The sequence below is a fragment of the Arthrobacter sp. D3-16 genome (assembly GCF_054408515.1).
This window is the reverse complement of sequence record NZ_CP096437.1, coordinates 1,401,432-1,415,300: the sequence shown is the minus strand read 5'-3', so window position 1 is coordinate 1,415,300 and position 13,869 is coordinate 1,401,432. Positions and strand designations below refer to the sequence as shown.

The 13,869-nt window shown below is 63.7% G+C and carries 13 protein-coding genes; 3 read left to right on the top strand and 10 right to left on the bottom strand.

Features of this window, described 5'->3' with window-relative positions:
- Both M1D32_RS06835 and M1D32_RS06830 read right to left on the bottom strand, forming a co-directional pair.
- Nucleotides 1-612, bottom strand: coding sequence for a hypothetical protein (locus M1D32_RS06835; protein ID WP_458781522.1), 612 nt, complete (start codon nt 610-612; stop codon nt 1-3).
- A 99-nt stretch (nt 613-711) separates the two neighbouring features.
- Nucleotides 712-1,320 carry a TetR/AcrR family transcriptional regulator gene (locus M1D32_RS06830; RefSeq protein WP_458781521.1) on the bottom strand — a complete coding sequence of 203 codons (609 nt, stop codon included), beginning with the start codon at nt 1,318-1,320 and terminating at the stop codon, nt 712-714.
- Nucleotides 1,321-1,449: 129 nt separating this feature from the next.
- Here M1D32_RS06830 and galE point away from each other — a divergent pair, with 129 nt between their 5' ends.
- Nucleotides 1,450-2,463 (top strand): UDP-glucose 4-epimerase GalE, encoded by a 1,014-nt coding sequence (gene galE, locus M1D32_RS06825; protein ID WP_458781520.1) that lies wholly within the window; start codon nt 1,450-1,452, stop codon nt 2,461-2,463.
- A gap of 113 nt (nt 2,464-2,576) precedes the next feature.
- Here galE and M1D32_RS06820 read toward each other — a convergent pair whose 3' ends face one another.
- The 3 genes from M1D32_RS06820 to fdxA all read right to left on the bottom strand — a co-directional run bounded on the left by M1D32_RS06820 (nt 2,577) and on the right by fdxA (nt 5,577).
- A complete protein-coding gene (locus tag M1D32_RS06820; RefSeq protein ID WP_256248415.1) occupies nt 2,577-3,863 on the bottom strand; it encodes a citrate synthase in 1,287 nt (428 codons plus the stop codon).
- A 228-nt stretch (nt 3,864-4,091) separates the two neighbouring features.
- Nucleotides 4,092-5,240 (bottom strand): succinyldiaminopimelate transaminase, encoded by a 1,149-nt coding sequence (gene dapC / locus M1D32_RS06815; protein ID WP_458781519.1) that lies wholly within the window; start codon nt 5,238-5,240, stop codon nt 4,092-4,094.
- A gap of 10 nt (nt 5,241-5,250) precedes the next feature.
- Nucleotides 5,251-5,577 carry a ferredoxin gene (fdxA, locus tag M1D32_RS06810; protein WP_009356972.1) on the bottom strand — a complete coding sequence of 109 codons (327 nt, stop codon included), beginning with the start codon at nt 5,575-5,577 and terminating at the stop codon, nt 5,251-5,253.
- A gap of 150 nt (nt 5,578-5,727) precedes the next feature.
- Between fdxA and M1D32_RS06805 the strand changes: the two genes are divergently transcribed.
- Entirely contained in the window at nt 5,728-5,973 is a 246-nt protein-coding gene (locus M1D32_RS06805) for a putative acetyltransferase (protein WP_458781518.1), read from the top strand.
- Between the two features lie 49 nt (nt 5,974-6,022).
- Here the strand turns inward: M1D32_RS06805 and M1D32_RS06800 are convergent, their stop codons facing one another.
- Together M1D32_RS06800 and typA are read right to left on the bottom strand one after the other, a co-directional pair.
- Complete coding sequence (locus M1D32_RS06800; protein ID WP_458781517.1) at nt 6,023-6,832, bottom strand: type IV toxin-antitoxin system AbiEi family antitoxin domain-containing protein; 810 nt, start codon at nt 6,830-6,832, stop codon at nt 6,023-6,025.
- A gap of 228 nt (nt 6,833-7,060) precedes the next feature.
- On the bottom strand, nt 7,061-8,989 hold the full coding sequence (gene typA, locus M1D32_RS06795) for a translational GTPase TypA (RefSeq protein WP_458781516.1): 1,929 nt from the start codon (nt 8,987-8,989) through the stop codon (nt 7,061-7,063).
- Nucleotides 8,990-9,207: 218 nt separating this feature from the next.
- Between typA and M1D32_RS06790 the strand changes: the two genes are divergently transcribed.
- On the top strand, nt 9,208-10,185 hold the full coding sequence (locus tag M1D32_RS06790) for an SGNH/GDSL hydrolase family protein (protein ID WP_458781515.1): 978 nt from the start codon (nt 9,208-9,210) through the stop codon (nt 10,183-10,185).
- A 47-nt stretch (nt 10,186-10,232) separates the two neighbouring features.
- On the opposite strand, the gene M1D32_RS06785 is transcribed toward M1D32_RS06790, so the two are convergent.
- The 3 genes from M1D32_RS06785 to M1D32_RS06775 are packed head-to-tail and all read right to left on the bottom strand — an operon-like array spanning nt 10,233 to nt 13,820.
- A complete protein-coding gene (locus tag M1D32_RS06785) occupies nt 10,233-11,939 on the bottom strand; it encodes a dipeptide ABC transporter ATP-binding protein (protein ID WP_458781514.1) in 1,707 nt (568 codons plus the stop codon).
- 11 nt (nt 11,940-11,950) lie between these two features.
- The gene (locus tag M1D32_RS06780) at nt 11,951-12,901 is read right to left on the bottom strand and encodes an ABC transporter permease (protein ID WP_430225870.1); all 951 of its coding nucleotides are present in this window, start codon (nt 12,899-12,901) and stop codon (nt 11,951-11,953) included.
- Nucleotides 12,891-13,820: an ABC transporter permease gene (locus tag M1D32_RS06775; RefSeq protein ID WP_458781513.1), complete on the bottom strand. Its 930-nt coding sequence runs from the start codon at nt 13,818-13,820 to the stop codon at nt 12,891-12,893. The genes M1D32_RS06780 and M1D32_RS06775 overlap by 11 nt, the downstream gene beginning before the upstream one ends.
- Nucleotides 13,821-13,869 lie beyond the last annotated feature (49 nt).

The following is a 13,869-nucleotide window of genomic DNA, read 5'->3' as shown; positions in this document are numbered from 1 at the left end:
CTAAGCCAGGATCTCCACCACGGGCTGGACATAGCTGCGGAACAGTTCGGGCTCGCCCATCAGCTGGTGGCTCATGATGATTTTGTCCGGCTCGAGGTACCAGGCCCGCTGCTCATTCAGCGGCAGCTCGATGATGGTCAGCTTGAAGGCGCGCGCGTCCCGCCCTACCTCCAGCAGCCTGTCGTCAACCATGTCCTCCAGCAGCTGGTCTGCACCGATGGCAGCCCGCTCTGCTTCCAGCTCGGCGTACTCGCTCCTGCGCTCCCGCGCCCACGTGAGGGCGGAGCCGAAGTGCGCCTGGAGTACACGCTGCAGAGCGGGCGAATTGCCAAAGGCCTCAAAATTGGGCGGCGACAGTTCCGGCGACGTCTGGGGATGAGCCTTCAGTAACTGCGCCCACCAGGCCTCCCATTCCGTCTTCAGCACGCTCAGGCCACCAACATCGGCGGTGAGGTGGGAATGGTCTGCAGGGCGGATTTTGGGAGCGGCATGGGACAGGGCCGGATGGCCGGCGCCGTCAAGCCCGGCTGCATCGCGGACGTACAGGGCAATCATCATCGGCCCCGACGTGTCGGTGGTGATCTGCCAGCCGGAACCGCCTGTTTGGTGCATCCGAAATCCTTCCCTGGCGCGTTGTTACCGGGCCTGTTGATCCGATGTCACGCCCCCGGTTATCAGTCTATTCCCCATGTTCGACGACGTTAACGGCAGTCACGCCGCCAGCCCGTCAAGGTGCCGCTCCAGGACTCCCCTGCACATGCCGGCTGTCATCCAGGCCGGCTGGAGCAGGGCATGCATGCACAATCCATCGAGGGTTGCCAGGAGCCTTTCGGCCTCCACCACCAGCGCTTCTTCGGGTGCATGGGCGGGCAGCAGGGTGGTGATGACGCGTCCCATCAAGGCCGCCACTTCCCGGTGGCTGCGATCGGCCTCAGCAGCAAGGAACGGCCTGATCCTTGCGGCGTTCCGAAACGCCATCCACACGCAGGCCTCCACAGCCCGCTGTTCATCCAGCGGCAGCAGTTCGCCCAGCAGGGTTAAAACGGCTGCACGGTGTTCAGGGCTCGCCGGCGGGTTATCCTGCAGGGCGGGCAGGGCTTCAACCAGCCTGGTGACAATACGGTCGATAACGGCCGCGAAGGAGTACGTGAGGAGCTCCTCGCTTCCGGCGAAGTAGTGCCGTACGGACCCGACGGCGAGCCCCGCCTCGTCTGCCACTTCCCGGAGCGACGCCTTCTCAAGACCGTCAACCGCGATGATCCGCCAGACAGCTTCCACCACCTCCTGGCGGCGGACTTGGGCATCGACAATTTTAGGCACTCCACTTTTTAGCACATGTGTGCGCAATCAAACGTCCGGCCCGCCGCCGCTGCCGTAATCGCCCGTCATGCTGCCCGTCGTCCGGGACATACCGGCAGCAGCACGCCCATGTGGGATAGCGTTGGAAGCATGAAAATACTGGTCACAGGGGGAACCGGCTACATCGGTTCCCACACTGTTCTGTCCCTGCAGGAAGCCGGCCATGACGTGGTGGTCATCGACAACCTCGTCAACTCCAGCGAAGAATCGCTTCGCCGGGTTGCGGAACTCACCGGCAAGACTGCGAAGTTCCATAACGCCGACCTGGTGGACGAAGCCGCCGTGGAAAAAGTGTTCGCCGGCGACACCATCGATGCGGTGATCCACTTCGCCGGACTGAAGGCCGTGGGCGAGTCAGTGCGCGAGCCGCTCAACTACTACTACAACAACCTGGTGGGCACCCTTAACCTCATCCGGGTCATGGACCGGCACAACGTCCGCTCCATCGTCTTCAGCTCCTCCGCCACCGTCTACGGCGAGCACAATCCCATCCCCTACGTGGAAAAAATGGAGATCGGCGCCAACAACCCCTACGGCCGCACGAAAGAACAGATCGAGGACATCCTCTCCGACCTCGGATCCGCCGACAACCGCTGGCATATAGCCCTGCTGCGCTACTTCAACCCCGTGGGCGCGCACCCCTCCGGCCGGATCGGCGAGGATCCCCAGGGCATCCCGAACAACCTGGTGCCCTTCATCGCCCAGGTAGCCGTTGGCCGCCGTGAAAAGCTCATGGTCTTCGGCGGCGACTACGATACCCCGGACGGCACCTGCCTGCGCGACTACATCCACGTCGTCGACCTCGCCGAGGGCCACGTGGCCGCCCTGAGCCATGTAGCGGACCGCGCGGGCGTCTTCCGCTGGAACCTCGGTTCCGGCAAGGGCTCCTCCGTGCTGGAGGTCCTACGCTCCTTCGAGAAGGCTGTCGGCAAGCCCATCCCCTACGAAATCACGGGCCGCCGCGCCGGCGACCTGCCGGCCTTCTGGGCAGACGCCACCTCCGCCCTGGCGGACCTCAGCTGGTCCACCACCAAGACCGTGGATGAGATGTGCGAGGACCACTGGCGCTGGCAGAAAAACAACCCCCAGGGCTACGCCGGCTAAGCAACCCGGCCCACGCCCGCAGGGTACCTAGGGGCTGCTCCCCTGGTGGTTAACGACGTCGGCCGCCCACCTCCTGGAGGTGGGCGGCCGACGTCGTTATTCAGGTTGCCGTGTCAGCGGGCCGGGTAGTCGCGCTCCGGCTCTCCGATGTAGAGCTGCCGCGGGCGGCCGATCTTGGTGTTCGGGTCGCTGATCATTTCCCGCCACTGGGCGATCCAGCCCGGGAGGCGGCCGATCGCGAAGAGCACGGTGAACATCTTCTCCGGGAAGCCCATGGCCTTGTAGATGAGGCCGGTGTAGAAGTCCACGTTCGGGTAGAGCTTGCGCTGGATGAAGTAGTCATCGTTCAGCGCCTTCTCTTCCAGGCGCAGGGCGATGTCCAGCAGTTCGTCGTTGCCGCCGAGCTTGGTGAGGATCTCGTGGGCGGTGGCCTTCACAATCTTGGCGCGCGGATCGTAGTTCTTGTAGACCCGGTGTCCGAAGCCCATGAGGCGGACGCCGTCTTCCTTGTTCTTGACCTTCTCCATGTAATCCTCGGGCTTGGTGCCCTCGGCCTGGATCTGGCGAAGCATCTTGAGGACCGCTTCATTGGCGCCGCCGTGGGCGGGCCCGAAGAGGGCATTGATGCCTGCTGAGACGGACGCGAACAGGTTCGCGTTGGAGGAGCCCACCAGGCGCACGGTGGAGGTGGAGCAGTTCTGCTCGTGGTCCGCATGCAGGATGAGCAGGAGGTCCAGGGCCTTGGCGACGACCGGGTCCACCTCGTACTGCTCGGCCGGAAGGCCGAAGCTGAGCCGGAGGAAGTTCTCCACAAGGTTGTGCGAGTTGTCCGGGTACAGCATGGGCTGGCCGATGGACTTCTTGTGGGCGTAGGCCGCGATGACCGGGAGCTTGGCCATCAGGCGGATGGTGGAAACTTCCACCTGCTCGGCGTTAAAGGGATCCAACGAGTCCTGGTAAAACGTGGACAGGGCCGAAACAGCCGAGGACAGCACGGGCATGGGGTGCGCGTCCCGGGGGAAACCGCCGAAGAAGCCCTTGAGCTCTTCGTGCAGCAGCGTGTGCCGGCGGATCTTCTGGTCGAATTCGTCCAGTTCCGTGGGCGTGGGCAGGTTGCCGTAGATCAGCAGGTAGGACACCTCGAGGAAGCTGGAGTGCTGTGCCAACTGCTCGATGGGGTATCCGCGGTAACGCAGGATGCCCGCATCGCCGTCGATGTAGGTGATAGCCGAAGTTGTGGCTGCTGTGTTCATGAAGCCGGGGTCAAAGGTGACTGCGCCCGTCTGCTTCAGCAGTTTGGAAACGTCGTAGCCCTCGTTTCCTTCAACAACCTGGATGCGCGGCAGCTTAAGCTCGCCTCCTGCGTGGTGCAGGGTCGCAGCATTGTTGGTCTCAGTCATGGAGTCCCCTTCATGAGGCGTCTGGGCCTCTGTCGAAAGCTTGATCCAACATCTGGTGAGCCGCGCACGAAGCCTGAGAACACAGGTTCCAACACCCGGGCTGCCTTCTTGTAGAAAGCCACCATTGATAGTCACTTAAAAAGCTACCGCTCCTTGGCGGGTGCCACTAATCCGCGACCTTCGAAAATGCCCTAAAACGAGCCTGATGTGGCGCGAGTCACAGCATTGTTACGATGTGGCGGCCAGTCGGGCGACGGCGGCGTCGATCCTTTCGTCGGTTCCCGTGAGGGCCACCCGGACGTAGCCGTTGCCCGCCTCGCCGTAGAAAACGCCCGGGCCCACCACGATGCCGCGCTCTGCCAGCCGCGCCACAGTGTCCCAGGTGCTCTCCCCTGCCGTAGACCAGAGGTACAGTCCGGCGTCGGATTCCTTGATTTCCAGCCCAAACCCCAGCAGCGCCGGAACCAGCCGTTCGCGGCGTCCCCGGTACAGGTCCTTTTGGGTCTCCACGTGTGCGTCGTCACCCAGCGCCACCCGCATGGCCTCCTGCACCGGATAGGGCACTATCATGCCCGCGTGCTTGCGGCTGTTCACCAGGTTGGGCATCAGGTCCGGGTCGCCGGCCACGAAGGCTGCGCGGTAGCCGGCCACGTTGGATTGCTTGCTCAGCGAGTACACAGCAAGCAGCCCTTGATGGGACCCGCCGGCAACCCGGGGATCCAGGATGCTCGGAACTGCCTGGCCGCCCCGCTGGACGTCCCAGTCGCCCCAGCCAAGCTCTGCGTAGCATTCGTCCGAGGCCACCACGGCGCCCAGGTCCCGGGCCTGCTCCACCAGCGTCTTCAAGGAGTCGACTCCGCGGACGCTGCCGGTCGGGTTGCCCGGCGAATTGACCCAAATCAACCGGACGCGGGAGCGCGTGGCCTCGTCGAGTTCGTCCAGGTTGTCTGTTGCAACGGAGATCACGCCGGCAAGCGTGGCGCCGATATCGTACGTGGGGTAGGCAACCTTGGGGCGTACGACGACGTCGCCTGGCCTCAGCCCCAGCAGCAGCGGCAGCCAGGCCACGAGTTCCTTGGAGCCCACCGTCGGCATGATGTTGCGGGGATCAAGGCCGGCCACGCCGCGGCGGCGTTCGAACCATCCTGCGATGGCTTCCCGCAGCGCGGGCGTGCCGTGGACGGTGGGATACCCCGGGGCGTCCGAAGCGGCCTTCAAGGCGTCCTGGATCAGCGCGGGGGTAGGGTCCACGGGTGTCCCGATGGACAGGTTGACGGCGCCGCCGGGGTGCTCCGATGCCTTGGCAAGATACGGCGCCATGGCCTCCCACGGGTAATCGGGCAGGTCAAGGCCAAACGTATTCACTGCTGCGGTCACCTTTTCTGCGTCAGTGGTCTTGATTCTGCGGCGGCAGCGCGGCGATCATGGGGTGGTCCTTGCCGGTGTTCCCGATCTTGGCGGCTCCGCCCGGTGAACCGAGGTCGTCAAAGAACTCCACATTGGCCTTGTAGTAGTCAGCCCACTCATCCGGAGTGTCATCCTCGTAGTAGATGGCCTCAACGGGGCAGACGGGTTCGCAGGCCCCGCAATCGACACATTCGTCCGGATGGATGTACAGCGAACGCTCACCTTCGTAGATGCAGTCGACGGGGCATTCTTCAATACATGCCTTGTCCTTGACATCTACACACGGCTGCGCGATTACGTACGTCACGTCCCTGGCCTCTCCACGTTGGTTCCGGCGACCCGCCGGTTCTTGCATCCGGCAACTATGGCCGGACCCTGACATCTGAGCCTATTATCTCCCGGGCCGTTCCCGCGAACCTAGCCGGTGGCCTTGTGTGAAGCCATTTAGTATGAAGTGGTGAACCTGCCTGCCCCCACACCTGCCGGATTCCTTGCCGCCGCCGCGCCCGGTACCCGCGTAGTGGTGCGCTACCGCATCAAGGGCGGCTTCACCGATGCGTTGGGGCACCTGGTGATGTGCGACGCCGGTTCCGTCACCGTCCGCACGCGGCAGGCCGACGTCGTCATCGCCCTGGACGAGGTTGTAGCAGCCAAGGAAGTCCCGCCGGCACCCGAGCCGCGGCGCCGCCCGGCTGCGCAGTGAGACACGCCGTCACTGCGCAGGGACTGCCGCGGCGGACCGAATCCGGACTTCAATGCGCAGTCCGGCACGCGGCCAGAGCTTGGTGAACCATCCGCACGAACTCTTTGGGCTCGCTGACCAGCATTTCGAATGTCACGCGGAGGGTGGGAACGCCCCGGACCACAGTGATGTTCCAACGCCGCCGGTCCTCCCGGTACGCCTTCCGGCTGCTGTGATGGGCGTAGCCGTCCGTCTCGATGCCCAGCAATCCGTCAACGAGGAGGTCCAGGTGCCCCATCCCCGGAATGTTGACCTGGAGCTCGACTGTCAGACCGGCTTCTTGCAGCAGGTACCGCGCCATGGTTTCAATGATGGATCCCGACTGGGGCCGGATTCTTGCCACCAGCCCCAGCAAGGCCTTTTCCCGTGCAGCTGGAAAGCGGCCGCGCAGATCTGAAAGTTGAACCAAGCCCTGTTTGGCTGCAGACTCAGCTATGGTCAGGCCTTCAAGCGGCGGCAGGCATCGCAGCGATTGGCAGACAATGTCCAGGTGCGTCAGTGGCAGGCCGCTTCGATGCACCACGCATCCATTGATTGGCCTGCCATGCCGCGCAGCAAGATGCGGCTTGTCAGGCCTTTGGACAACCCACAGCCCTGCTGCGTAAGCGGCCGTGACGCAGCCGGGCACCGCATGATGGCGGCCGGCATGGATTAGCCAAGGGGCGGCGTCGGGCAGTGCATACACGCCACGCGCCACCCTATGCACGGCGCCGTCAAGGACGCCGGCTTCAATGGTCCGGCGGGGTACACCGGCTTGCCTCAGTGCGTCAACGCCCGCAACTCCATTCAGCCGGGCCAGCGCATCAGTAACTGTTCGCATGACTGAATGGTTCCTGTCACCGGGTTCCGGGCACAGCAGCGACAGCAACTATGTGGACAACGTACGGACGCAGGAACGTAGAACCTCGGTGCGCAGGGACCGTCCCTGCGCACCCAGGACGGAAATGAGTGAGCAGCCGGGCACAGTTGGCAAAAGAAAAAGCCGGGACGACGGCGGGATATCCCGCCTGCCGTCCCGGCAGTTTCATTGGCCCTGAGGCCGGTGTTGCTAGACCTTTGCGCGGGCTCGGTTGGCCTTGGCGCGGTCATTGGTGTCCAAGATCACCTTGCGGATGCGGATGGACTCCGGGGTCACCTCGACGCACTCGTCCTCGCGGGCGAATTCGAGGCACTCTTCGAGGGTGAGGTCGCGCGGCGGCGTTAGGTTCTCGAAGGTGTCGGAGGAAGCGGCACGCATGTTGGTGAGCTTCTTTTCCTTGGTGATGTTGACGTCCATGTCGTCGGCGCGGGAGTTCTCGCCGACGATCATGCCTTCGTACACCTCGGAGGTGGGCTTCACGAAGAAGGAACCGCGCTCCTGCAGATTGATCATGGCGAACGGCGTTACAACACCGGCGCGGTCGGCGACCATGGAACCGTTGGTGCGGTACTCGATGGGGCCGGCCCAGGGCTCGTAGCCCTCGGAAATGGAGGCTGCGATGCCGGCACCGCGGGTGTCCGTGAGGAACTTGGTGCGGAAGCCGATCAGGCCACGGGCGGGAACGATGAATTCCATCCGGCACCAGCCTGTGCCGTGGTTGGCCATATTGGTCATGCGGCCCTTGCGGGCTGCCATGAGCTGGGTGACGGCGCCGAGGTACTCTTCCGGCACGTCGATGGTCATGTGCTCCATGGGCTCGTGGATCTTGCCGTCGATGGTCTTGGTGACAACCTGCGGCTTGCCCACGGTCAGCTCGAAGCCTTCGCGGCGCATCTGCTCAACGAGGATGGCCAGGGCCAGCTCGCCACGGCCCTGGACTTCCCAGGCGTCGGGACGCTCGGTGGGGAGAACCTTGATGGAGACGTTACCGATCAGTTCCTTGTCCAGGCGGTCCTTCACCTGGCGGGCCGTGACCTTGGCGCCCTTGACCTTGCCGGCCAGCGGCGAGGTGTTGATACCGATGGTCATGGAGATCGCGGGATCGTCCACGGTGATCAGCGGCAGCGGCTGCGGGTTCTCGGCATCGGTCAGGGTCTCACCGATGGTGATGTCCTCGATACCGGCGACGGCGACGATCTCACCGGGACCGGCGGATTCGGCCGGGACGCGGTCCAGGGCCTTGGTGGCCAGCAGTTCGGTGATCTTGACGTTCTTGAGCTCACCGTTGGCACGGGCCCAGGCAACGGTCTGGCCCTTGCGCAGGGTGCCGTTGTAGATACGCAGCAGCGCCAGGCGGCCCAGGAACGGGGAGGCGTCCAGGTTGGTGACGTGCGCCTGCAGTACACCTTCCGGGTTGTAGGTGGGAGCCGGAATGTGCTCAATGATGGTCTTGAAGAGCGGCTCCAGGTCCTCGTTTTCCGGAGCGGTGCCATCGGCGGGCTGCTCCAGGGACGCGCGGCCGACCTTGGCGGCAGCGTAGACAACGGGAACTTCGAGGATCTTGTCCAGGTCAAGGTCGGGAACTTCGTCTGCCAGGTCAGAGGCCAGGCCCAGGAGAAGGTCCATGGACTCGTGAACGACTTCCTCAATGCGGGCATCGGGACGGTCGGTCTTGTTCACCAGCAGGATAACGGGCAGGTGGGCGGCCAGGGCCTTGCGGAGGACGAAGCGGGTCTGCGGCAGCGGACCTTCGGAAGCGTCAACGAGGAGGACGACGCCGTCAACCATGGACAGGCCGCGCTCCACCTCGCCACCGAAGTCGGCGTGACCGGGGGTGTCGATGACGTTGATGGTGATGGTCTGGCCGTTGGAGGACGGACCGTTGTAGGCCACCGTGGTGTTCTTGGCCAGGATGGTGATGCCCTTTTCGCGCTCGAGGTCACCGGAGTCCATCACGCGGTCTTCGAGGTGGTTGTGCTCGGCAAAGGAGTTGGTCTGCTTGAGCATGGCGTCGACCAGGGTGGTCTTGCCGTGGTCAACGTGGGCCACAATCGCGACGTTGCGGAGGTCACTGCGCGATGCAGTGGCTACCGCGGTGTTGGTGGTGGTTTCAGACATGCGTAATGGCTCGATTCAGTGGTGAAAGTCAGCTGTTGTATCGCGACATTTCCAACTGGAACGCACGACGGATCAGGCCCTTAGCACAGGGCGCCTTCCCCAAGTCTAGCCGCTGTGCCATTTATTGGCCTAAAAGACCGGAAAACAAAATTTCGAAGGGGCGGCAGCGGCCTCGTCCCTAATGGCACACTCGCTGGATTAATGCCGGAAAATGCCCCATGATTGCTGTTGATGAGCAGCGAGCAATTCAGGACACCAGCATGCGTCCCGCCCCTGCCCTGATTCGGGTCGCCGTGGTGGTGACTACGGTCGGAATCGTCCTTGCCACGCCTGGCCAATCGCTCGAGCCGTTGCCACCGGAATCCGGGGACCATGCACTCGCGGCCGGTGTCCACCCGGATGGTGGCCCTCCCAGGCTGCTCAGGCCGGTTCCGGCCCCAGGCCAGCCCGTGGCCGCTCCATACTCTTCTCGTCTTGACCTGGCAGAGCTCGTCGGCGGGACATCCATCACACGGCCGGGCTCTGTCTACCGGAACCCGGTCAATGGCCGCAACGAGGTGGTTGTGCCCAACATAAGCAGGACTGCTGTCCTGATTGGCGACTCACAGTCAGCGCCCGCCAACGGATGGCCACGTCAAGCGCTTGGGGCCTTGGGCTATCAGGTCTACTTCGCCGGGCTGGGAGGAACGGGCTTCGTGAAGGCGAATGGCAAGGTGGGAAACTATATCGACGCCCTGGAGCGCGGCAACTGGTTGCTTCCAGTGGGCACGCCCGGCCTGGTGGTGGTACAGGGAGGGGGGAACGACGCCGGCAGCGGCGCCACGGATGCCCAGATCACCACCAATGCAAACCGGCTTCTTGACGCCTTGAAGTCGAGGTATCCCTCTTCCCGTATCGTGATGATCGGGACGTTGGGGCGCGGAGCAGCCAACGGCGGCGGCCGGCGGAGCAAAGTGGATGCCCTGCTGGGAACCATTGCGGCCAAGCAGGGCATCACCTTCGTGAGCGTTGGGGACTGGTTGACCCGATACAACCTGGCTCACCGGCTCGCGGATACCGTTCACATGGATGACGATGGGCGCAACGCCCTGGGCATCCTGCTGGAGCGCCGCCTGCGGGAACTCAAAATCCCTGACCTTAAAGCTACTACCAGCGGTTCGTCGGACAGGACTGACGACGACAAAACGTTGCGCTGACGCCGCCGCCCCCAAGGGGCGGCGGCGTCAGTATACCGCTGGGTGGGCTACGCCACTTCCGGCGGCAGCATCAGCTTCGCGCCGGGGATGGCGTTAAGCAGTGCCTGCGTGTAATCCTGCTGCGGAGCATCGAACACGTCGTCCGTGGATCCCGTCTCCACCAGGCGCCCCTTCTCCATCACGCAGACGTGGTCCGCGATCTGCCGGACCACCGCGAGGTCGTGGGTGATGAAGAGATAGGTCAGCCCAAGGTTCGACTGAAGGTCTGCCAGCAGATTCAGTACCTGGGCCTGGACCAGCACGTCCAGCGCGGATACTGCTTCATCGCAGATGATGACCTCAGGATCCAGGGCGAGTGCCCGCGCTATGGCGACGCGCTGCCGCTGCCCGCCGGAGAGCTCGTTCGGGTACCGCTGCATGGTGGATTGCGGCAGCGCCACCTGGTCCAGCAGTTCACGGACCTTCTTCTCCCGGCTGGCCTTGTTCCCGATCTTGTGGACCCGCAACGGCTCCTCAATGGTCCGGAAGATGTTGTACATCGGGTCCAGGGAGCCGTAAGGATCCTGGAAGATGGGCTGGACCCGACGCCGGAACTTGAACAGCTCCGAGGGCTTCAGCAGCGAGGTGTCCACACCATCGAAAAGGATCTTGCCGTCCGTGGGCTTTTCCAGCTGGAGCACCATCTTGGCCACGGTGGACTTGCCGGAGCCCGACTCCCCCACGATCGCCGTCGTGGTTCCCCGGAGGACGTTGAAGCTTACGCCGTCCACGGCCGCGAAGTCCGATGATTTCCCCAGGCCCTGCCGGAGCTTGTATACCTTCCGCAGGTCCTGGATCTGCAGGACGTTGTCGGCAGCAAGGGCCTCAGCGGCCGGAGCGAGCAGATCGGCGGCTTCCACGCCCTGTTCCTTGGCGACCTGGATCCTTCGGCTCGCCAGGGACGGTGCAGACTCGACAAGCCGCTTGGTGTAGGGGTGCTGCGGGTTCTGCAGCAGCTCCAGGGAAGGACCGGACTCCACCACCTGCCCGCGGTACATCACCACAACCTTGTCAGCGCGTTCAGCCGCGAGGCCCAGGTCGTGGGTGATCAGCAGGACAGCTGTGCCCAGCTCCGAGGTCATGCCTTCGAGGTGATCCAGGATCTGCCGCTGCACCGTGACGTCCAGCGCTGAGGTGGGTTCATCGGCGATCAGCAGTCTCGGCTGGCAGGACAGGCCGATCGCGATCAGGGCCCGCTGGCGCATACCGCCGGAGAACTCATGGGGGTACTGCTTGGCGCGCCGGTGCGAGTCCGGAAGGCCGGCTTCGGACAGGACCTTGGCGATGTCCTCGGGGCCGCTGGGGCGCCCGTTGGCCTGCAGCGTTTCCTTGACCTGGTAGCCGATCTTCCATACCGGGTTGAGGTTGGACATGGGGTCCTGGGGCACCATACCGATGGTGTTGCCGCGCAGTTCGATCATCCGCTTTTCGGGCGCATGCGAGATGTCTTCGCCGTCCAGCAGGATCTGGCCGCCGGAGACCCGGCCGTTGGCGGGCAGGAGGCCAATGGCAGCCAGGGCCGTGGTCGATTTTCCGGACCCGGACTCGCCCACGATCGCCACGGTCTCGCCCGGCATGATGGTCAGGTGCGCGTTCCGGACAGCCTTGACTTCGCCGTTGCTGGTGTTGAACGTGATGGCGAGGTCGCGGATTTCCAGCAGCGGCCGGTCTGCGGGTGTTCCGGCTTCAGTAATAGTGACATCGGATGTAGTCACGTTTGCCTCCTTCATCGCTGGCGGCTCTTCGGGTCAAGAGCATCGCGCAGGGCATCGCCCAGCATGATGAAGCTCAGGACGGTGATGGACAGGGCGGCAGCCGGGTACAGCAGGACCGCGGGGTTGGTGCGGATGGACGACTGCGCCGCGGAGATGTCGTTGCCCCAGGACATGATGCTGCCGGGGAGCCCAATGCCCAGAAAGGACAGCGTGGCCTCCAGCACGATGAACACACCGAGTTCCATGGTGGCCAGCACGATGATGGGGGCAAGGGCGTTGGGCAGGACATGTTTGATCAGGCTCTGGATCCTGGACACGCCCAGCGAACGGGCCGCCGTAATGAAGTCCGCGTTCCGGACTTCGATCACCGCCCCGCGGGTCAACCGGGCCATCTGTGGCCACGCCAGCAGCACGATGATCATGATGACAGTCCACACGCTCTTGTTTTCCCGGAAGAACGGCAACTGGGTCACAACCAGGGCACCGAGCACCAGCGGAAGCGCGAAGAAGATGTCGCCGAGGCGGGCAATGACGGAATCGACCCACCCGCCGTAGAAACCGGCAAGCGCGCCGAGCGTCACACCAATGATGAGCACGCCGATAACGGCGAAGACACCAACCATGACGGAAGCCTGCGTGCCGTAAATGACGCGGGCGTAGACGTCGCAGCCCTGGAAGGTGAACCCGAACGGGTGGCCGGGGGAAGGTGCGCCGTCCGAGTTGGCCAGCTGGCAGTTGTCGTTGGGCGCAGTCTGCGTGAACAGGCCCGGGAAGAACGCCACCACCAGGATGACCAGGATCATCACTGCCGAGACGATGAACAGCGGACGACGGCGGAGCTTGCGCCAGGCGTCAGCCCACAGGCTCAGCGGGGCCTGGTCTGTCTTTACAGCATCCGTTGCCAGCAGAGGGGTTTCCTCGATGGGGGCAACGAAGTGCGTGGTGTCTTGGTTACTTTTCATAGCGAATCCTCGGATCAAGCCAGGCGTACAGCAAATCAACCAGCAGGTTGGCGATAACGAAGACCAGCACCAGCACACTCACGATGGCGACGACCGTGGGGCCTTCGCTGCGGAGAATTGCCTGGTAGAGCTTCTGCCCTACGCCGGGAACGTTGAAGATGCCTTCGGTGACAATGGCGCCGCCCATCAGTCCGCCGAGGCTGGCGCCCAGGTAGGTAACGACGGGAATCATCGAGTTGCGGAGGATGTGCGCCATGACCACGCGCGGCCGGGACAGCCCTTTTGCCGTCGCGGTACGGACGTAATCAGCCGTTGAGTTCTCAATGACCGATGCCCGGGTCAGGCGAAGCACGTAGGCGAAGGACACCAGCGCCAGCGCGAAGGCCGGAAGCAGCAAGGTGCTCCAGCTGACGTCCGTGCCCACGGTGGGTTTGGCCCAGCCAAGGTATACGCCGAAGACGAGCTGCAGGACGAAGCCGAGGACAAAGATGGGGATGGCGATGACGATGAGCGAGGCGAGCAGCACCGACGAGTCGAAGATCTTGCCTTTGCGCAGGCCGGCGATGAGGCCGAACCCGATGCCGAACACTGCCTGGATAACCAGCGCTTCGACCGCAAGCATCACGGTGACAGGGAAGACACGGCCCAGGGTTGCCGCGATGGGCTGGCCGGTGAAGTCGACGCCGAGGTTGAACGTAAAGAGATTCTTGAGAAACAGGCCGTACTGAACCCAGAACGGCTGGTCGAGGTTGTACTGCTGGCGAAGGGCTGCGATCACAGCCTCGCTCGGCGGGCGGTCTCCAAAGAGCGCCCGGATGGGATCTCCGGGCAGGGCAAACACCATGAAGTAGACCAGCAGGGTGGTGCCCAGGAATACGGGGATGACTTGGAGCAGTCGCCGGAAAATGAACTGGATCACAGCACACCCTCCGAAAATTGTGGAGATGTTGGGAAATTCATGTGGGACA